Origin of the sequence: Formosa bonchosmolovskayae, from assembly GCF_051016085.1 — a bacterium.
GTDB lineage: Bacteria > Bacteroidota > Bacteroidia > Flavobacteriales > Flavobacteriaceae > Formosa.
This window is the reverse complement of sequence record NZ_CP174605.1, coordinates 2,569,718-2,591,799: the sequence shown is the minus strand read 5'-3', so window position 1 is coordinate 2,591,799 and position 22,082 is coordinate 2,569,718. Positions and strand designations below refer to the sequence as shown.

Below are 22,082 nucleotides of genomic sequence, written 5' to 3'. Positions count from 1 at the left end.
ATAATAAGCCCGTTAAGTGCTTACAACAGGTTTAAACGTTTCATTAATTCTGGTCGGTTTGATCGGCTTACAGGAATCACATCCTTTTTAATAAGCACGCTATTATCCTCTATATCAATAATTTTCTTAATATTAATTATAAACGAGCGATGTACTTTTAAGAACAAATCTTCAGGTAATTTTTCGGCCATTTTTTTTAAGGTAGAATGCACCGTATAGTTTTTATCTTCGGTTTTAACATGAATATAATCACCTTTGGCTTCAACTAAATAAATACTTGGAATATCAATTTTTATTAGTCGTCTGTCTATGTTAACATATAAATGATGTCCAGAAGCGGCTACGTCCTTATCAGAAGTTGGAATTTCGACTGCCGTTCTCGTCATGCTAACTGCTTTTGTTATGGCTTTTTGAAAACGTTCTGGAGTAATTGGTTTTACCAAATAATCTACTATACACTCGTACTCAAAAGCCTGAATTGCGAAATTAGCATCGGAAGTAGTTAGTATTATTTTTGGTGGATTTTTAATGGTTTCTATAAAATCGAATCCTGTAAAATCTGGCATATGAATATCCAAGAATATTAAATCGACATCGTTCTGATTTAAAAACTTAATGGCTTGAAGCGCATTAGGAAATTCCTCTAAAACATTAAGATGACTTAGATTCGTGCATAACTGACTAATTATAGCTCTAGCCGTTCCTTCATCATCAATAATAATACAATTCATAAATACCAATTATAACTTTTGTAGGTAATTAGTTATGGTATTTAAAATAGATTCGAATTGATTATTTAGGGTTGTATTACCCTGTAGTAAATTTTCCTCAAACGCTACAGCAATCTCATAACTTTTCTCAAGCCCTAAAATACTAATTTTATGCTTAAGTTTATGTACATTCTCTGCTGCTTGTTTAAAATTTTGATTATTTAAATTTGCGTAGTACACCGACTTCTCCTCCGGAAATTCTAATTTAATAATGTCTATAAGTTTTTGTTCGAAGGCTAAATCGCCACCAGACATACTTTTAATGTAAGATAAATTAGGCTGTTCCATGTGGTTCTTTTTTTAAGGTAAAATAAAATGTCGTGCCTTTACCAACGGTAGATTCTAGCCAAATTTCGCCTTCAAACAGAAGTACTATTTTTTTAACAATAGATAAACCAATGCCTGTAGATGTTGGTCTGTTTTCTAGTTTTTTAAAGGTTTCAAAAATCTTTTCGAAATAGACCTTGTCTATCCCTTTTCCGTTATCTTTTATATAAAATTGCCAAAACTGATCCTGTTCTTCAAACCCAACCTCAATACTTCCCTGTGCTTTATCGTTATACGTAATGGCATTGGTAATTAAATTTTGAAACAATTGTTGTAATCTGTATTTATCTCCTTTTACAGTGGGTAGGTGCTGATTTTTATGAATTGAAATATGGTCTGGAATTTCAATACTATCTAAGATATCGTAATAAAGCTTGTCGACATCGACTTTATAAAATTCTACTTTATTTTTACTTATGGTTGAATACTCTAAAATACCATTAATTAGCAAGTCCATTTTTTCGACATTATTCCTAATTAAATCTAAATTCTCTTTTCCATTAGCATCTACAAGAACTTCATAGTCTTCTTTTAGCCATGCGGTTAATGCATCTATACTGCGCAAAGGCGATTTTAAATCGTGAGAAACCATGTGGGCATAATCACTAAGTTCCTGATTTTGATATGCGAGTTCACTAAATAACGCTTCGCGTTGCTTATTCATTAATATAATTTCTTTGGTCTGCTTATCAATAAACTCAACCAATTTTATACCGTCTAATTCTTTATTATCTGCTTTTTTTTGCTCTGGAAGCTCGTAAAATTTTAAAGTTTCAATTACCCGTTTTAGCTTAGAGATTACATCTTGTTGAACTTGAGCCTCCTGACGTAGTTGTCTATTAGCTTCAAACAATTCGTCCGAGCTTAGTCCCATGGCCCGTTGTTGCATAACATATTGCTCATCGAAATTATTGTACGACCGATTAACAGCATCGATAAAGGGCTCTAGATCTTTATCGGAAGCTTGTGCTTCGTTTAAATATTTCCGTATTTGTCGTTTTAATAAAGAATTCATTATTCGCTTATTAGCGTTATCGTCATGGTTTGATTGTGTAACTGACATTTATTTTCGCCATGAAAAGGAGCAATTTCACCATAGGAATAGAATCCCGAAATAGTAGTTTCGTTACCTACTACAGCTACAACTTCGTCTATTTCTTCTTCGACACGCTGATCTAAAACTAATTTCCTTCCAATACAACTCACTAAAAGTGCTAGCTCTGGTTTCTTGTGTCGCAACTCCAAAGCCTGTCTTGCCGCCCGTTCTGAGGCATTGGCTATATTGTCTACATTAGTCATCATTAATTGCACTTTAGCATTTTGGGTGATATCACCGGCTAAAACAATGGCATTTTCTGCCTCATTTATATTTAAAATGCTTCTAACAATAGATTGATTTTCATTTTCGGTGGTAACATTAAGCGGATATAATAAAGCGGCTCCAGGTAAGGCCTTAGATTTTTCACCTAAATATTTTTTATACAAATCTAAAGCAGGCAAATTGTCTAATTCGTACAAGATATTTCCTTCAGATTTTGTGACCGTTCGTTCTGGTCCGAAAGGAGTCCAACCACCATGAATAGAAAAAGTAACCTCTAAAGTTTCACCATAAAAACCTATGGCCACTATTTCTCCAGACTTCGGATTCTCGTTATATGCTGCAAGAGTTTTCTCAAATCTCGCCTCGTCACCACAAAGTCCACCCGTTATTAAAACATTGTCTTCGGTGCCCGCATTCATACCTTTTGTTAACTGACTTCCATTAATAAAACTACCTTCTGAAATTACATAAATATACTTTAAACCCGCTTGCGGAAACTGTTTAACAAGATCCTTACCTGTTTTATAACTGTCTAAGTCGGCATGTAAAACATTACTTGTTTTTATTAGAAAACTACTTTTCTCCAACTCTAATGCTGTAAGAGAAATACTTTCGTCGTCTACCATACCTCCCGCAATATCGCCACAAGTAGATCCGAAAACAATATGTCCGTCAGGATAAAGTTTTTTTACGTCGTTGTAAACATTGGGATCTTCTAATTGAAATCTGTTTCCGAAAGCCAATACCAGCGGATTTTTTAAATCTTGTTTAGGCGTTAAATAGGCCCACGCATTCCCTTTCTTCTTTAACTGAACAGTTTTCATAATTATTTTTTTAATGTAAAAAAGAATGTAGTCCCTACCGCAGTTTCACTATCTAGCCAAATTTCACCCTCGTGTAACTCGACAATTTTTTTAACAATAGACAACCCTATTCCTGTAGAATCTTTACTCTTGTTTAAAGCATGAAAGATTTTAAATATTTTATGATGGAACTTTTTATCGATTCCGACGCCATTGTCTTTTATAGAAAATTTATAATGGGTATCTAAATCTTCAAAATCAATTTCGATATATCCTGTTTCCTTATCGATAAACTTAATAGCATTACTAATTAGGTTTTGAAACAGTTGTTGTAATTTGGTTTTATTCCCAACCACAGTTGGTAAAGAGTTTAAAACTGTAATATTAATATGTTCGGGTAAATAGAGCATATGTATAACATCTGCAACCATTTTATCCAACTCGACATCAGTTGTAAGATTTTTATCCGATCCAATACTGGAATACTCTAAAACATCTGTTATAAGTTGTTCCATTTTTTCCAGGGTATCTTCTATTAGTGCAAAATTTTGTAGACTTCCTGCATCTAACTTTCCTTCGTTATCAGATTTTAACCAAGATACTAAGGCATTTATGCTACGTAAAGGCGATTTTAAATCGTGAGAAACCACATGCGCATATTCGTGCAATTCGTTGTTACTAATTTCTATCTTTTTTAATAAACGTTCTTTTTGAAGTTGCAGATTTTTAATTTCTGTAAAATCGAAATTAACGCCAATAGATCCCGTTATTTCACCCTTTAAATTATAGTTTGGAGCGGCACTAACCAGCCAATACCTAATCTCGCCAGCTTTATTTTTAATTCGTAATTCGTAAGACTCTGTTTTACCTTGCTTGCGCTCGATGACTTTGTTTTTTATAATCTCCATATCCGATTTAAACGGAAGTAAATCTTTCCCTTTAACTCCAATAAGTTCTTCTTTACTATATCCAGTCATGTCTACAAAACTTTGATTTACCATCAAAATTCTATCGCGTTTATCGACCTCTACCAAGCCCAAATTCATATTAGAAATAATATTGGAATACTTTTGTTTTTCGGCTTCTAAACTTTTCCTATAGGTTCTATTTAAAGTCACATCTTTAAAAGTCCACAAATACCCTTTAGATTTTCCGCCTTGGACAATTGGCAGGTAATTACGTTCTAAAATCTTACCATCAATCATTTCCAATTCGTCCCCTAAAACAGTTTCTTTTTTATTGTCTATATCTCGCATGCGCAACAAAAAAGCTTCCGGATCCTTAAATAAAACACTGTTATGTTCGGCGGCCGTTTTGCAATTCATCCCAATTAAATCTGTAGGAGAGGCATCAATATTAAATAGTTGTGTAAACTTTTTGTTAGTTAATACAATATGTCTGTTCTCGTCTTCAAGTATGACACCACTATCTAAATTAAGAATTAAAGTGGCCAATCTGTTTTCGGATTCTTTAAGTCTGTTTTCACTAGCCTTCTGTTTGGTTATATCCCTAACAATGCCTTGTGCAGCCACGGCAATGCCCTGATCGTAAATAACACTAGCATTAATATGCACCAATATATGCCTGTTATTTCCTGTGATAATTTTGACATTAAAATCGGTTAAGATGCCATCTTTAAATAAGGTTTCGAACGATGTTTTCACGCGTTCTACTTCACTAGGATGTACTAATTTAATCAGATTAAACATTTGATCTGTACAAGAATACCCTAGTAACTCTTCGGCGGCCTCATTCATTTTTAGAATATTACCCACCAAATCAATAATAACATAAGAGTCGACAATATTTTCGAAAACACCTTGTAACTGCGAATCTGTTCTGGTTAATAAGGCTTCTAAATCCTGATTAGACTTTTGTAGTTTTTGATTAACCTCATAAAGTTCGGCCGCTTTATTTTCTAGTATTTTTTCAGCTTGTTTTCTCGCAGCACGTTCCCGAACAAGCGCTCGTTTTAATATATCGATTTGCTGCTGACTCATTAGTTCTTCTGAATTATAAACTTAACTTCGGTACCATCTTCTTTAATTTTTTCACATTGAATTGTGGCCGATGAATTAAAGTGTTCGAAGGTTTTATTCATTAAACCCAATCCGAAATAATGCATAGATCGACTAGATTTATAAATCATTATTAACGAATTATCTGTTTTTTCGACAACTTCAAATGCAGGCAATTCTGCATCCGGATATATTTTTCTAACTTCTATATGAATGTGATTTTCTATTGAGGCTAACATGTCTATCGGGTCCTTATAAGAATCGATTAATCCCGGATAACTTGTGGCTAATACAGCGAAAAAATGTTCTGCGTATACTAGTAAAAGGTCGTCTATAGAAATATTTGTATGTTCACTTAAATGCTGTAAAAGCTGAAGCATTTCTGAAAACTTATACGTACCTACAGAGGTGTAGACACCGTTAGATTCTAAATTAGATTGGTTTATAATCTTATCGACCATTTCTAATCCAAATTTATCCTCTACTAAATCTAAAAACTCAGTAAACACAATACCTTTCATTTTACATTTTCTTTAACTCATTAATACTCCAATATCCTAATAATTTTTCAATTTTTGAAACATATTCCTCATATTTTAAAGGTTTTAGCACATAACCTGCAATACCAATTTCATAGCATTCTAGTAAATCGCGCTGATTGCTGGACGTGGTTAGGATAATAGTGGGAACATATTTTAAAGTGGGATCGTTTTTTAGAATACCTAGAAATTCAATACCATTTATTTTGGGCATATTTAAATCCAATAAAATGATGTCGGGTATATTATCTTTTTGGGAGAGTAGATTTAACGCAACCTCACCATTATTGGCTTCTATAATTTTATGAGGTAATTGCAAGGATGAGATGGCCCTATTTAATTTCATGACCTCTATCATGTCATCCTCTATTAATAATATTTTAAGCGTTTTCATTGACATACCATTTTTCTTAAGGAATAAAGATATTACTATTGCTTTAAACTGAAATGACTTTTAGGTAAGCTTTGGCTTAATGTAGACGAATGGCTACAAAGTGTAGATGAATGGTTTTAAAAGTAAATGCTATTTTTATTTCAGGATAGAATAGCTCGACTAAACACATGAAACCTTGTGGTAGCATGGCCATTCAGCGCATATGGTGTAAATTAATATACCACAAAAATTTAGTTAAAAAACGCAAGCAAATGTGTATAAAAACAAAAAACCTTGTAAATATTAAGATTTACAAGGTTTTTGTTTAACCTAAAACTAGGTTAGTCGGGGTGGCAGGATTTATAAAAATCATTCAACAACCCGTATTTCAACAGCTTATATAAAAACAATCATAATAGGACACGCTATAGGACATATTAAATTGAGTTTTTGACATTCACATGGTAAAATTAAACAAATTCATTTAAATAATATTACTCGATTAACCCTAACAGAATTTAACTACACCACTGTAAAAATTGAAATCAACTTCTATAACCAGTATTCTGATATAAAATTTATGTTTTCTACATCATCACGTTTTCTTGAGCAAAATGAAAAGGCTATTACATTTTTAATAAAAAATAGTATAACAAGAAAAGAGTTATGCAGATACGCCTTTTCAATTGATTTCGCTTTTAAATAGTTCTTTTTGGAGCGGGATTAGACTATAAACAGCACTAATTACAATAAAGTGAGACCATTTTTAACTAATGTAAATTATATATTTTTAGAATATTTAGAATATATACTACCACAAGGAAACTTCACCTAGTTAGCTTTCATTCATTCTAATTTCATTAAAGGGGTAATTAAAATTAGCTAGTTTTTTTAATTACAAATAGTGGTAAATAGATAAGAATACCTATTAAAGAAAACAGTAAACCTCCCATAGAACCAACTGCAAACGAAAACCAAAACGCTTCCCTCTGCCCATTCCATACAAAAGGAATAAAACCGACAATGGTTGATACAATGGTTAGGAGAACGGGTATGATTTTGTAATTAAAAGCCTTAAAATATAGTGATTTAAAACTTCTGTTTGGATATTGAGTTTTTAAATTATTAAAATCATTTATAATATATAATGCCGAATTTACACTAATACCACATAGAAGAATAAAGGAGGCATAACCACCTTGGTCAAAATTAAAATCAAACAAATAAAAGGTTAAAAACACGCCTATAAAGGAAATAGGAATCATGCTAATAATTGCAAGTGGTTGTTTTAGCGATTCCAATAAAATAGCACAAATAAAGAAAATAATTAAAATAACGATAAACAAGGAGTAGTATTGATTTTCTCCGTCTTTATCCCAGTTATTATTTATAGTCTTACCTATATTAAACCCTAACGGTAATTTCTCTTTAAAAGATTTTATATTATCAACTTTTACTTTATTTGCCAATTGGTAAGTCCCTATAAAATCATAAGCAACAGTTAAACTATATTTTTGATTGGTTTTAGAAATCGTATTCCCCGAATTTCGCTTATCAATAGTTGCCAATTGATTTAATTTGTATTGCTGATTTCTAATCCACAGGGGTGTATTTTTTAAATCCCACACATTAAATTTTTTGTAATTGTCTGACACCAATTTTACAGATTGCATTTCATCATTATTCACAATAGATGCAATGGCATTAGAATACACTTGATTTTTTAGAAATCGATAAATATTTGATTGAGATACACCTGCATCTGCCATTTTTTCTGAATCGAAATCTAAGTAATATTCTCCCAATGCCGTGGTAGATCGTCCACCACTTTGTATTTCAATTTCTTTAATTCTAGACATGGAGCTGTCTATAAGTTGTTGTTTAAATTGTTCGGCATAATTATACAGTTTATCATAATTATAACCTTCCATTGTAATTCTTTGACTCTTATATCCTGTACCTAAAGCATTCGAAAAACCACGACCAACTCCAGTTACCATCCAATCTGCAGCCCCCAAACTTATGGCCTTAGATTCTAGTAAGTTTTTTAAAGTGAATGGAAACCCTCCAAATTCAAATTCATCTTTAAAATAAATCCGTATGCTCGCGTTTTGCGGACTAGATATATTGGTTTCGTATAAGCTGACTTCATCATATCTGGAAATTAAATTCTCCATCCTTCCAACGGCTTCATTTAATTGTTCAATAGAACATCCTGGTGGCATTTTACCAGTTACAGTAAGCATGGTTCTTTCTGGTTCGGTATTGTAAGAGTTTGCAAAAGATTCTTCAGAAAACAAACGTAAAGAGCCTCCAATAACTTTTTCGAGTGTGGGTTTTACTTCTTCCTTAAACCATTCGTTACCTAAGGTTTTATTATATAAGTTCACTCCAAAAGTATCGCCTTTCATTTTGTCTGGAGTTAAGTGTAGCGGTAAGCCAAATCCGAAAATAAATAATAAAACAAACACCCATTTTACAGGTTTACGTTTAAAAAATGAAATTATCATGATATAAACTCTGGTAAATTTTAGGGTTCTTCTTTTTCGTTTTCTATTAAAATTTATGTTCTTGCTTTGAATCTTTAATTTTTCTAGAAGCGCTGGTACAAAAAACAGAGAAACCACTAAAGATACACCAATATTAATGCTAATTACCAAAGCAAAATCCCATAAATTTATACGTTGTGCTTCTTTTAAAAAGAAAATGATCATTAAAGCCCCGATAGTTGTTAGTGTGGCAGCTAATATGGCTAAAAAAGCTTTTTTATCACCTTTGTTTCTAAGGTGATCTATCATGATAATACTATTATCTATAATGATTCCAAAAGAGATGGTAATGCCAGCAAAGGAATACATATGAAGTTCTATCCCTAAAGCATAATAAAAAACAACAGCTACAGCCAAATTAACAAAGATGCTTAAAAGTAATACTACCAAATATTTAAAACTTCTATTTATTAATATAATCAATATCAATAAAATAAGTAAAGAATATAGGGTACGGATTTCTATTTTTCCCATTTCTTCCGAGAGAAATTCGGAAACATCATTGGTTAGTTTTAAAGAATAACCATCTGTATGTACCTCGTTTTTTAAATTATCAACAATACCTCTTAGGCGTTTTGCCAGTTCAACCGTATTAACACCACTTTCTGAATAGATGACTATGGATACAGAGTTTAATCCATTTATGCGATGATAGCTATTAACATCAGCTTCTTTAAATCTAATTTTAGTAACATCTTCTAAATAAATAATTCTATTTCCTATTTTTTTTATGGGAATATTAGCCCAATTAATATTTTCGTCCGAGTTAAAAACTAGGGACATAGATTGTTCTTCCTTTTTTTGTGTGTTGTTTACATAAAAACTACCAATACCTAATTGCATTTTTTGGAGGTAATTATTTATGCCGTTAGAAATATCGTCAACAGATAGGTTTAACTGTAATAAGCTATTGGTATTGTATTCTATAACCCATTCGTAAGATGTTGCTCCATATACGCTTACCTCACTTACTCCTTTAACATCAGACAAATTAGGCACTAATTTATCTTCGGTATATTTTTTTATATAGTAAGGACTTTCATGGGCGTTAATACTGTACGTTAAAATGGCTTTCGATCTATCATCATCATCTCTAAAATTATCGACTATATATGGGTAACTAACACCTTCCGGAAGTTCGGTGTAGGTTTGACGAATAAGGTTTGCAATTTCAAATCGAATCGCATCCATATCGGCATCCTTTTTAAACTTTAGAGCTACCACTCCTCTTCCTTTTGAAGATGTAGAACTTATATTTCTTATGCCTTTAACCGTATTTAAAACACCTTCCAATTTAGAGGTTACCTCCTGCTCTATAACTTTTGCTGAGGCATTTTTCCAGTTATACGTAACAGTTAAAGATGTTTTGTCTTGAGAAGGTTTTAGCTGGACACTTAATAGTGGTATTAAGCTTACCCCTATAATAGAAAGACAAGCAAAAATGGTTAAAATAGTAAATGAAGAAAACTTAAATTTCATAGTATTCAATTATTTTAAACCCCCTTAAATAATCGATTCCATTGAAAGTCATCATCTTTGTTAGAAAATAAAACACATTGTACTTTACCAATAATTTTTTCTTCTGGCACGAAGCCGAAATATCTAGAATCTCGAGAATACTTTCTATTATCTCCCATCATAAAATAATAATTTTTCTTGAAGGTGTAACTGGTTACTATTTTTTCTCCTATAAAAAAGTGGTTATCCCTTTTTTTAATAATGGTATTTTCATGTTTTTTTAAAAGGCGACTATACAACTTCAAATTATCATCTGTTAAATGTATTTGCATACCTACTTTGGGAATAACTATTGGCCCATAGTTATCTAAAGTCCATGCTTTATCTTTATCATATATGGGAAATAAATTTATTTTTTTTAATGCATTGGTATCATCTAATGGCATAACGGAATCGATTACACCTAAACTTTGTAGCTTTTCTTTTTCTAAATACGATAATTCTGCTTCTTTCCAATGGCCATCGTTTTTAAGTGAATAAAAACGGGTGTTAATATGTAAAGAATCTATAGTTTTATATAAAATTTCTGGTTGCTTTACTTTAAAAGCGTAGGTATTACGTATGTGTTTAGGAGCATTGTATAATGTGTTGTTTATATAAATTTCTCCGTTTACTATTTTAAACGTGTCTCCGGCAATACCTACACAGCGTTTTACAAAAACAACATCTCTTTTAAAATTTTTAAAAACCATTACATCGCCTTGTTTTATCGTGCTTGTACCTACTAATCGTTTTGCCTCCCAATGTTTTTTAGTAACGGCTTCTTTTGTGTTGTCTTGTAATAAATAGTATATGTTTACCCAAGGAATCTCGTAAGGTGACCGTGGTAAACTAGGACCATATTTTAACTTATTTACCAAAATAACATCTTTAGGGTATAAAGTGTTTTCCATAGATGAACTTGGTATTAAATAAATATCGGCTATAAAAACCCGAATACCAATGGCGACAAAAAGCAACATTAAAAATAAAAACACACCTTTGCATAGCTTTTTTATAACCTTGTATTTTATTAGGTCTAATAGATAATTTACACCCCAAAAGCCTAAGGTAAGTATAATTAGAGCTAAACATAGCCAAAATAGTCTTAGCACCGATAAAATAACTAATATGGTTAGTAATACTAGGTATTTCTTTTTTATACTTTTCATTAAGGCTCTAGTTTAATTTTGCGTTGAGATTAATTTTTACTAATAAAGTCCAATATTTTGATATTTATGAATCTCTTTAATTTTTTCGGCTAGTTTATTAATGAAAGCATTTAATTTATTATTTCTATGTTTTAGTTTATCTTTGATCCTCTACTAATTTAAATATTGCTGTAACTATTTGGTTGACACTCGCGAAAACGTATTAACAATCCACTTCTTAATCCTGTTATGAGTTAAATTAACGTGCTGAATATGATATATCTTGTTTTTGACACGTTGTTTTATAATGGTCTTTAGTGCATGATGTTCAATATTCTTATCTATAGCAAAACCCTTAAAACTTACATGTTCATCACTACATAGAATAGCTTGATTTGGTTTTATTCTGTCACCAATAGCATTTTCAATATCTATTTTCTTTAACCTTTCCATAGTATCAACCGTAAGGTCTAAAGTTGATTTCCTATCCTTTGTTACTATAACAGCAACCTGATCGATACTTATCCCTCTTGTTTTAGAACTTCATTCTCTCTTTCTAGGTTCACGATGTGTCACGGGTCTCCCTTTCTCTGAATTTGGAAAGAAGGTCTCGTCACTAGTAATCCTCTATTTTATCTTTACTTTGAATCCTGCCATCCAAGTTCTTGTGTACTCCAAAAGCTTCGATTACATAATTTACATTTATAACGCTGGAATCCTTTATCTATTCCGAATTTCACATACTTAGGTTGAGAACAATGCGCACAACAACCTAACTTATTATCTAATAAAAACGTCGTGAATTCTGACGCTCTGGGACCGCTGAATCAACAGATAACTGTGCTAATTCTTTTTCTAACTCCAACCTCTATTTTGATGAAAGACTAGATAAACATAATCTTGTGGATGTATTATTTTTTTACTCTTTTGGGTAGGCTACTTCACCTTTTATAGTTAATTCTTTTGTCACATTTTCTCCATTGTAAAAAACAGTAATAGTTTTATGAAAACGACCTTAATATTCAACATCATAATTCAATTTTATTTTTCCTTTTGTTCCGGGTTTTATTTTTTTTTAGACTCGTATCTTTTAGAAAAATCCCAACGACCAGAAAAGGAAATAACCCTTTAAAAGTTTACTTGTTCCTGACACTAACATCACTTAGTTTATCTTCTATTTCTTTAAAATAATTATTATTTAATTCTACTAATTCTTTTTGATAAAAATAGCAATTATTAATTTTCATGTCTGTATTTAAAATAAAAAAAAGAGGAGCTACAATATTTTTAAATTCACCATAAATTAAAAGCTTATTATTTAGATTTAAAAAAGTATAATTAGACTTAAGTTTTCTTTTAAATGCTTCAAAATTTTTTTTAGAACTAAATGAAGTTATAATAATAACACTAGAATCGTCTATTTTTGGGCGTAAACTTGTTAAATCTATTAAGGCTTTATCAATACAGACATCACATGCTTCTTCTGGAAATTTGAAAACCAATTTAGGTTTTGTTAGTACTCTTGATAAAGTATCTAACAAGAACTCATTGCCTTCAATTTTTGTATTTTCAAAAAAAAACGCCTTAGAATAAGCTTTAATAAGATTATTTAAATTACTTTCAGTATACGATTCATTTACTTTTTTTTCATTTGCAAGAGAGTATTTTATATCGTCGTTTTTTAATTTTATAACATAAAAAATTATTAATCCTAATAACGATAGATAAATAAAAAATTTGGTTTTTGTCATTTATTTTAGTTTTTGTATTTGTAACAAGTAATTATCAGAAGATTTAATATTTAATTTTCGTGCTAATTCTGCATTTTTTTCAATAAAACTTATAGGATCGACAAAAGACACTATAGAATTTTCAAATATACATTCAGTTGGAATTCCTTCAACTTTATCTATATTATTAATTACCGAACTTCCTTCAATAATTTTTTGATCTTTTTTTGAATAGATTATTATCTTATTTTTTTTAAAATTTGTAAATCCAGTCAAAACGTAATTTTCCGTTTCAAAATAAGCTATTTTGGTATATAATGGATTGTTAATTTTTTTTAGATTAATTTCTGTAGGACTTTTATTTTTATATGAGTCAGACATTGGGGGATTAACATTAAATTTGTATTTAGAATAAACTTTATTATTACTAATGTGGTATATATTATCTGTATCTTCCCCTGCAATCCCAATCAAACTATCATTTATCTCACAAAAATAAAATGGCCTTAAAAAAACAAATTTAAAATCTTTATCGATATTAAGTAATTGTTGTGTAAATTCTCCTTTATTATTAACTTTCCAAAGACCTCTTCTATAATTCCCTACATTTAAATCGGGAGTATAAAACAAGTAATCTCCATTTGATAAGCTAATCAAACTTCTTACAAAGTCTTTTATCAAAAAATCATTTATTAATTTACCTTTTTGATTGTATTCCATTATTTTTTTTCTGTTTCCATCTAAAATACTAATATTGTTTGTGGATGGGTTTATATCAAAATCTGTAATACCAGAATATTCATCTGGACCACGTCCAAACTTCTCTAATTTATTGATATATTCTCCAGACTTATTGAAAACTACTATTGCTGAAGCAGCCTTATCTAAAATATAAAAATTGCCATTAGAATATTTAGCTTTAGATATGTTAGCAAGTGGATATTTATTATCTAATTTTATATAATAAATGGAATCCATATAGTCTGTGTAATTAATAATTGTATTACTATTATCAAATTTTACAAGAATTCCTTTCTTTTCATTTTCTGAATTACAACTAATAAAAACTGTAATTAAAATTATAAGACTTAAATTATTTTTATTTATTATATTCATGTTATTAATTATATTTAAAAAGAGGCTACACAAGTAAAACTTGCATAGCTCTCATAGGTATTAATAATTATCTTTAGCAAGGTTCATTTCTAACTATCTCAGCCGCACACTCAGCGTCTTCAAGAGAAAAATTACACCCATCCATTGCAGTTCCATTTGTACAACATTTGATAACTTCCCACTGCCAAATTCCAGTAAACCGACCATAGTTTGTAGATTTAAAATAGGGACATAGATCTCCTTCGGCATTAGCAGTATTTATATTAATCAAGCTAGCTAAATCAAAATCTCCAGTTGAACTATTGATTGTATTCGTGCTAAAAAACATAGTCATTGCAATTACTGCAACTCCTAAAAATCCAATTATTTTTTTCATTTTTATTATTTTTAAAATTTTGTTAAGAATATTGATGCTTTATATAATTCATTTACTTTCACAGAGTCTAAAGAGGTATGCTACTTTGTAGAACATAACAACTGTTTAAGTAGTTGTGCTAGATTATTAATTTTGAAATTCAATTTATAAGAGTATTACCTTTATAAGAAATAAATCTATCCTCGGGGTGTTGTTGGTTTATGTCATAAGCTTTCAATTTTAAAGGTTAAACAGTAATTTGGACATTATTTTAATTTTTAAACCCAGAGGTTTTTTATACTTAACTGACCACAATATAACACTTGTCACCGTTAAATTTTGTCGGTCAGTTTTTTTTGATAAAGTATTTTTTACTTTTCCTACAAAAAACAATATCATAACCTTGCTTTCGTAAATCTTCCAACATCCGCTCTATTGTTCTTAAACTACATTCGTAATCATTAGCAACCTTTTTTAAACAGATTAATCTATTTTGTTCAATTAAATATAAAAGATGTTTTTCTTTTTCTTTTTTTTCTAAATAGGTCATTTTTACAGTTATTTAATCTTTTAATGTAACCACCATTAAAATTGGGTTATCAGTATCTTTTGCGTTTGCAACTATTTGTTCCAACGCCATTCTACCATTTACATCTATAATATGTTGCTCTTTTAATTTATGCGTATTTAAATACTCTTTTAAGCCTAATACCGATATAGGTAAAACCAATTTGTTTTCTTTGGCTTTCCAAAATGGAAAAAATGGTACACCTCCATCTAAATCATTAACAAAATTGTGAGAAATTCGTTTTTCTTCTTTATTTTGAATCCATGTCCTTTTATTTTCAGCTTTATTATATAAAACAAAAGCATACGGCGGTTTTTTACCTCCCCAAATCATTTTAAAAAACATATAATGGGGTGTTTCTATATAACTATGTAATTCATTATACTTAAAAAAAGTATTATTAATTAAACCCACAATGTTTTCGGACAGGTAATCATTAATAGGTCTTTGGTTTTCTCCTAAATTCAGTTGATATTTAGGAGTTGGTGGAAAATCTTCAGATATTTCCCATATTATTTTTTCTTTAGAGGAAATCACATTATCTAAAAACCGAAACTCATTTTCAGGGACGCCTTCATCTATTAAATCACGACCTGGTAGAAATCGTATTTTTTCATCTAATTCAGATTCTTCCGGTCTATGTAAATACCTTTTAACTATTTTGCCTTCTTTAGTAAGTGTTGATATAATATGATAATCGGCTTCTTTTCTTCTAAACTGTGAATTAAAAAATACTAAATGATTATTATAAGGGATAAAAGAGCTTGGGTTGAAATCAATTTTAAAACTAGAAACAAAATGCCCGTTGTACGAATGAAAAAAGACTTTCCTTTTTATGATATCATAAATAACAATTAGTTTATCCTTAGATAAAACTCCAAATTTAAAGTGTTTTGAATGTTCTCCTGGGCCCTCTCCAATATCACCAATTTTATTTAAAAACTTCCCTGTTATATCAAATAGATATAAGGTACCTCTATTTTGAAGTAATATTTTATTATCAAAAAAATGAGGTGTTCCATTATGGATACGCCCCAGTATAACATCCTGATTTGTTTCTAATGGTATGTATTCTATATGGCTTGCAATTGTGCTTAAATTTATTTGCTCTGGTTTTGTAAAGGAGTCCGGAGACAAATTAATTGTTAAAACATCATTAACTTGAACATGTTCTTTACAAGAAAAAAATAGGGTAAAAGCGTAGCAAAAAATTATTATTTTTAACATTTTATCATATTTTAAGATTGATAATTAATCTAAAATCCCTTTTTCAAGATCTACAGTTAATTCTCTTGATTCTCTAAAATTATAAAGGGTATATTGCTGTATTTCGTAATAGTATCTCCAATAATTAGAGAGCTTAGTCATATAGCTTTCGTTACTAGTTTGCCATGCATTTAACGCGCTTGTTAACCTTAACAAATCTACCCGCCCTGCTAAGAAGCGTTTTTCTGTAATGGTATAAGATTCTCTAGCTATTTCATTGGCTCGTAATGCGTTCAATACCAATTTTTCCTGTAAGTTAAAATCAGTTATTTTAGATGTTATTTCTTGGTTTAACTTATTCTCTGCTTGTTCGTGATCTATATCTAGAACAGCTTTGTTCATGCGTGCCTTTTTTATATTACCTCTGCGCTCTCCCCAATCCAAAATGGGCATGGAAAACCGTATTGACACTAATTCTTGTTTAAGTAAATCATCATAAGCGTTTGAAAATGTTTGCGCTTGTTGATTTAGACCATAACTGGCAGATAGAGACAGGTCGAATCGGTTACTTTTTATGGCCTGATCTAAATCTCTTTCAGCCTCAATTTTACTAATATCTATATCTAACATCTCTGGATTGTTAGCATTATAAAGTGCTAAAGCTTCATCGATGTTTATTTTTAATTTTGAAATTAATTCTGGTAATACGGGTACAGAATAACTTGACAAATCACTTCTTAAATACAATTCCAAATCTTGTTTAACACGTTCTAAATCCTTTTCCTGAATGGTAAAATCTGTTTCTGCATTGTACAGTTGTAACTCTAGGTTTAATACATCCTCTTTTTCAATACTACCGATGTCGTAACGCTTTTTCCCAATATTAAATAACTTTTTGGAAGAAGCGACCTTGTCTTTTGCCATGTCGTATCTTTTAGAAGCTAAAGCCCAATTAAAAAATAATTGTAGGGCATTTATATTTATATTTTGAAGTTGATATAGCAAGTCTTTATGTGATTTTTCATACTCTAATGGTGCCGTTTTCTTAAGCCATTTAAATGAATTATAAGCCATTAAAGGTTGTGATAAAGAAATATTAACAGGCGTTACACTATAACTACTTATCGTATTATCATCATTATAATTTACTAGTTTATTATAGGTAGAATTAAGCGATATACGCCCTCCTGTTTGTGATATATTTTGCCCCAATGACAAACCTGCATAGGAGTTTAAAGTTTGTATAGGCCTAAATACATCTTGGTTTAAATCAGAATCATAACGCTCGACAACAGAGCTTGTATACGTAAAGGGTTGCGTTGTTAAATCTATGCTTGGTAATAGGCTGGCTTTAAAGGAGCGAAAGTTCCAATAACTATATTCATATTGGCGTTTTGCTTTATAGGCATCCAAAGAGTTTTTGCTTGCCATTTTTAAAACGTCCTCTAAAGTAATTTCTCTGTTATCGGAAAGGGGTGCTATATTTTGCCCAAATCCTCTAAAAGAGAATACCCCGAATACGACAACCCATCCAATTATTTTAAAGTCCATTTTATCTATCAATTTAAATAAATTCATTGTTACTTTTTTTTATTTTAATTTTAGATAAATAATAATAACAGAGCGGAATAAAGTATAGGCTAATTACCGTTCCTAAAATCATTCCTCCTATTAATGAAACTGCTAATGGCGCTTGTAATTCTGCACCTAAACCTGATGAAAACAATAAGGGAACTAAAGCGAGAATAGTTGTTAAACTGGTCATTAATATGGGCTTTAGACGCCTTTGTCCTGCAACCAATAATGCTTTTAATAAAGTGTATCCTTGGCGTTGTAATTGAATAATGGTATCAATTTTTAATATAGAATCGTTTATGATAATCCCACTCATCACCACAATACCTATTAATGACATTAAATTAATACTCATCCCGAAAAGCTTTAAAAATAAAAAGGCTCCAGCGAGATCTATAGGCACTTCTAGGAGTATAATTAATGGGAGTAAAAAAGACTCAAATTGCGATGCTAAAATAAAGTAGAGCAATAGTAATGAGATTAATAAAACAATAATCAGTTCGTTAAGCATTGCTTTATTAGAGAAAATACGACCAGAAAAACTAACATCGTACCATTTATTATCATTTACAATTTTTTTAATTATGGCTTGTGTTGCATCTACATTTTTATCATCTACTTGTAACTCTATAGGGTAATACTCGCCTTGCGTACCTCCGATAATGGTTTTTAAATCTTTGGTTTGCATAACATTTATAAACTCTTTTACGTGAATTTGAGCACTATCTTTAGAGCTTACAACGGTTTCATTAAGTACAGCTTGAATAGATTTTATTTCGCCACCTAATATAATGGGTACAACATCTTGGTTATCGGCAATTGAAAAGACAGACCGTTCTCCAAAAGCACTTTTTAATTTATTAAACAACTGATTTTCATTAACATCGTAAGTCATGAGTTTTTCCTTGTTTGCAACTAAAACCATGGATTCTTGCCAGACAATAGGTTTTAGCTCTAAATCACCACTATTTTGACTCACCTGAAACCAGACGTCTTTTAAGTGTTCGTTTTGTTGATTTTTTAAACCACTTACGTTTCGCATTCTAGCAACCAGTGGTGCTTCATCATCAGAAAATATGATATTGAAAATATTATCTACTTCTTCATAGTTATATAGCGCTTCTGGATATGTTTCTTGTAAATACCCACTTAGTTTTTGTGTAATTTTTTCTAAAGTTTCTGGGTTGCCTGCATTTAAATAAAGTGTGACTTCCGATGCTTTTGCAAGCGATTTCTTGTCTAGTATAAATTGTTGACTTCCTACTAATGCTGTGTGGTCTTTTAAATGGTCTTGAACAAGTTTTAATGCGGTTAAGACACGTTGTTTATTTTCATCCACATTAATTTGCTCGTTCCAATCTATTTTAAGTAAGGTTTCCGTTTTAGAAAAATCGGGCATCTGTGTTTTTGGTAATACACTAAACAAACCTATAACCATTATAAGCAGGACACCAATAAGTATCCATGATGCTTTTTGATGCCGCATCATCCACCGAAAACCTTTTTCGTAAACCTCGATATAATTTATCGGATTCGATTTTTCTAAAAAACGCGTGATAGGTCCCTTTTTAGTTTTCTCACGTTTATGAAACAAATAATAAAGTACAGGCAATAAGGTTAATGACACTAATAAAGACACAAACAAACCAATACTAATAGCCATAGCCTGATCATAAAACAAAGCGCCTGTAATGCCACTAATAAAAACCAAAGGCAAAAACACGGCGCAAGTAGTAAGTGCAGAACTTAATAAGGGCCTGAAAACTTCATTGGTCCCCAACACACAAGACTCCGACAGATTGTATCCTTGTGCTTTGTATTGGCTAATGTTGTCTATAACAATAATAGAATTATCTATCATTAATCCAATGCCCAATACCATTCCTGAAAGTGAAATAATGTTTATGGAAATTTCGAAAAACTGAAAAAACAATAGGCTGATTACCAAAGAAACGGGAATAACTATCGCTATTAAAAATGGGGCTTTTATATTTTTTAAAAATAAAAACATAATAGTAAAAGCGAGTAACACGCCCCATAACAAACTCTGAATTAAGTTACTTATAGCATAGTCTAATAGTTTTGTTTGACTTCGGGTTACTTTAAAATCTATGGTTTTATAATCTTTACGCAGTTGCTTCAACAAAGTTTCCAACTGTTCTTTTAAATCTCCCATGCGGGCATCTTGTTGCTTAATAATTGCCATGGTAACGGCTTCTTTGCCATCGGACAAAACCAAGCCTTTACGTTTTTGAGGATGCTCAACCACCTGAGCAATATCTTTTAACTGGAAAACACGCTGGTCTTTTTTTAAATATAAATTTTCTACATCCCTTATATTGGTAACCTTACTTCCTAAGCGTATATTATATTGGTACTGACTATCTTTTATAGATAAATTACCAATGTCTACATCGGCATTTGTAATCACACTTTCCAATGCATCTAAACTTAAACCTAAGGAATGTAGTTTTTCTAGATTAGGAATAATTAAGATTTCTGAAGCGACCAAACCACTAATATCTACCATAGCCACCTCATTCACCTGCTCTATTCGTTTTTTAACAACTTGATTGATAAAACGATTAAAATCTACAAACTCCTGAGACACTGGATATAAATCCTTATTCTGAACGGCCTTTTTTTCTTGGTTCTCTTTTAAAGTAGCACTAACATAAAAAACGGGAATATCTGTAGCACTGGCTTTAATCACTTTGGGCCGTTTCATGGTTTTTGGTAAGCGCCCCATAAAGCGGTCTATCTTCTCATTCACTTCAATAAAAGAATAGTTTATTTTAGTACCATGGGTAAAAAGCAACCTAATAACCGCCATCCCGTTGGTTGTTTCGCTTTTTACATCTTTTAAGTGGCTTACCTGCTTTAATTCATTTCGTAAGTTCCTTACAACACCATCTTCTAGCTGACGTGCAGACATATTCTCGTCGCTTACCTGAACCGTTATTTCTGGTATATCAATATCCGGCATTAAAGAAACGGGAATAAAATTAGAAGCGTAAATGCCTAAAATTAGTATCCCTAGGGTAGTCATTAAAACCGCGATGGGTTTGTGAATGAGGAATTTTATCATCTATTATTCTATACTTTTCTTAACAAATACTTCACTATCATGCGCTAAATTTAAATTACCAGCAACAATAATTGAATCCCCAGGAGTTAACACAGCAGAACTTTTGTCTGGATGTGGTATTACGGCGTAATTCCGACTATTTTCGTTAGTTGTTAAAACATACGTCCAAAAGGCACGTCCGTTAACAACCTTAAATAATACTTCTTGATTTTGACGTAAAATAACAGCCTCTTTGGGTACTATTAATTGGTTTAGAATATCTTTTTGAATTAATACTTTTATATTCATGCCTTCCATTAACAGGCCATCATTTTTCACTAAAGCCTTAACCAGAATAGTTCCGTTTTTTTCGACTAAAGGGTTAATGGTGGTGATTTTACCTTGATAAGTTTTTTCTAAAGCGAAAGGTATAATCTCTACTTGGTCGTTTACACTAACATCACCTATTTCAGATTCTATAAGGTAAAATTCCACTTCAAAAACAGCATCGTTAATTAGAGTTATAAAATCCTTTCCTGCACTTATTTGCTCGAACTGTTTATTTACTATATTAGCGATTCTTCCACTAAATGGTGCTTTAAGCTTAGAGGATTGCAGTTCGTATTTAGCATCCTCGACATCTCGTAATGCATCATCGTAACCACTTCGAATGGCTACCATTTCGTATATGTTTTTAGGAATGCTATCCTTTACATCGTAGTCATATCCACGACCAAGTAATTGATCTTTAAAATCTAAAGTGGCTTTTTTTAGATTTATAGTCGCTTTATCTAATTTTCGTTGGAATACATAAGGTTTTAATACAGCCAAAGTTTCTCCTTCTTTTACTATGTCTCCATTGGCTACATATAGTTTTTCTAACCGCTCACCAACCTCAAACTTTAAACTATTTTTTTGAAGTGCTATCAATTTACCATTACTTACCAATTCTTTTTTAAAAGCTGTTTCTTGTAATACCGCTACATGAACTTCGTTTTTTTGTATGCTGTACGTTTTTTTGTCAATGAGCTCTTCTTCTGGATTTTCTTTTTTTTCGTTGCAGCTATAGAGCACTATAACACAAAGACATATTAAAAATGATATTGATTTTGGCATT

The 22,082-nt window shown here is 31.1% G+C and carries 17 protein-coding genes and 1 pseudogene; all 18 read right to left on the bottom strand.

Annotation, left to right across the window (positions count from 1 at the left end):
- Positions 1-20: 20 nt before the first annotated feature.
- Positions 21-731: a LytR/AlgR family response regulator transcription factor gene (locus ACKC83_RS11100; RefSeq protein WP_434035534.1), complete on the bottom strand. Its 711-nt coding sequence runs from the start codon at positions 729-731 to the stop codon at positions 21-23.
- Positions 732-740: 9 nt separating this feature from the next.
- Positions 741-1,058: an Hpt domain-containing protein gene (locus ACKC83_RS11095; protein WP_434035533.1), complete on the bottom strand. Its 318-nt coding sequence runs from the start codon at positions 1,056-1,058 to the stop codon at positions 741-743.
- Positions 1,045-2,112, bottom strand: coding sequence for a sensor histidine kinase (locus ACKC83_RS11090; RefSeq protein ID WP_434035532.1), 1,068 nt, complete (start codon positions 2,110-2,112; stop codon positions 1,045-1,047). Before ACKC83_RS11090 ends, ACKC83_RS11095 begins: the two co-directional genes overlap by 14 nt.
- Positions 2,112-3,242, bottom strand: coding sequence for an FIST signal transduction protein (locus ACKC83_RS11085; RefSeq protein WP_434035531.1), 1,131 nt, complete (start codon positions 3,240-3,242; stop codon positions 2,112-2,114). Before ACKC83_RS11085 ends, ACKC83_RS11090 begins: the two co-directional genes overlap by 1 nt.
- Before the next feature lie 2 nt (positions 3,243-3,244).
- Positions 3,245-5,221: a PAS domain-containing sensor histidine kinase gene (locus tag ACKC83_RS11080; RefSeq protein ID WP_434035530.1), complete on the bottom strand. Its 1,977-nt coding sequence runs from the start codon at positions 5,219-5,221 to the stop codon at positions 3,245-3,247.
- Positions 5,221-5,760 (bottom strand): heme NO-binding domain-containing protein, encoded by a 540-nt coding sequence (locus ACKC83_RS11075; RefSeq protein WP_434035529.1) that lies wholly within the window; start codon positions 5,758-5,760, stop codon positions 5,221-5,223. Before ACKC83_RS11075 ends, ACKC83_RS11080 begins: the two co-directional genes overlap by 1 nt.
- 1 nt (position 5,761) lies before the next feature.
- A complete protein-coding gene (locus tag ACKC83_RS11070) occupies positions 5,762-6,172 on the bottom strand; it encodes a response regulator (protein ID WP_414037034.1) in 411 nt (136 codons plus the stop codon).
- 857 nt (positions 6,173-7,029) lie between these two features.
- Positions 7,030-10,179 carry an efflux RND transporter permease subunit gene (locus tag ACKC83_RS11065; protein ID WP_434035528.1) on the bottom strand — a complete coding sequence of 1,050 codons (3,150 nt, stop codon included), beginning with the start codon at positions 10,177-10,179 and terminating at the stop codon, positions 7,030-7,032.
- Between the two features lie 14 nt (positions 10,180-10,193).
- The gene (gene lepB / locus ACKC83_RS11060; protein WP_434035527.1) at positions 10,194-11,369 is read right to left on the bottom strand and encodes a signal peptidase I; all 1,176 of its coding nucleotides are present in this window, start codon (positions 11,367-11,369) and stop codon (positions 10,194-10,196) included.
- 153 nt (positions 11,370-11,522) lie between these two features.
- Positions 11,523-12,139, bottom strand: a pseudogene (locus tag ACKC83_RS11055) (IS1595 family transposase); the annotation flags it as partial.
- 345 nt (positions 12,140-12,484) lie between these two features.
- The gene (locus tag ACKC83_RS11050) at positions 12,485-13,099 is read right to left on the bottom strand and encodes a hypothetical protein (RefSeq protein ID WP_434035526.1); all 615 of its coding nucleotides are present in this window, start codon (positions 13,097-13,099) and stop codon (positions 12,485-12,487) included.
- Positions 13,100-14,194: a 6-bladed beta-propeller gene (locus ACKC83_RS11045; protein ID WP_434035525.1), complete on the bottom strand. Its 1,095-nt coding sequence runs from the start codon at positions 14,192-14,194 to the stop codon at positions 13,100-13,102. It lies immediately after the preceding gene.
- A 73-nt stretch (positions 14,195-14,267) separates the two neighbouring features.
- Positions 14,268-14,570 (bottom strand): hypothetical protein, encoded by a 303-nt coding sequence (locus tag ACKC83_RS11040; RefSeq protein WP_434035524.1) that lies wholly within the window; start codon positions 14,568-14,570, stop codon positions 14,268-14,270.
- 325 nt (positions 14,571-14,895) lie between these two features.
- Positions 14,896-15,099, bottom strand: a complete 204-nt coding sequence (locus tag ACKC83_RS11035; protein WP_434035523.1) for a hypothetical protein — start codon at positions 15,097-15,099, stop codon at positions 14,896-14,898.
- A 12-nt stretch (positions 15,100-15,111) separates the two neighbouring features.
- Positions 15,112-16,344, bottom strand: coding sequence for a 6-bladed beta-propeller (locus tag ACKC83_RS11030; RefSeq protein ID WP_434035522.1), 1,233 nt, complete (start codon positions 16,342-16,344; stop codon positions 15,112-15,114).
- 24 nt (positions 16,345-16,368) lie between these two features.
- Entirely contained in the window at positions 16,369-17,901 is a 1,533-nt protein-coding gene (locus ACKC83_RS11025; protein ID WP_434035521.1) for a TolC family protein, read from the bottom strand.
- Complete coding sequence (locus ACKC83_RS11020; RefSeq protein WP_434035520.1) at positions 17,888-20,986, bottom strand: efflux RND transporter permease subunit; 3,099 nt, start codon at positions 20,984-20,986, stop codon at positions 17,888-17,890. Before ACKC83_RS11020 ends, ACKC83_RS11025 begins: the two co-directional genes overlap by 14 nt.
- 3 nt (positions 20,987-20,989) lie before the next feature.
- Positions 20,990-22,081 (bottom strand): efflux RND transporter periplasmic adaptor subunit, encoded by a 1,092-nt coding sequence (locus ACKC83_RS11015; protein WP_434035519.1) that lies wholly within the window; start codon positions 22,079-22,081, stop codon positions 20,990-20,992.
- Between the last annotated feature and the right edge of the window lies 1 nt (position 22,082).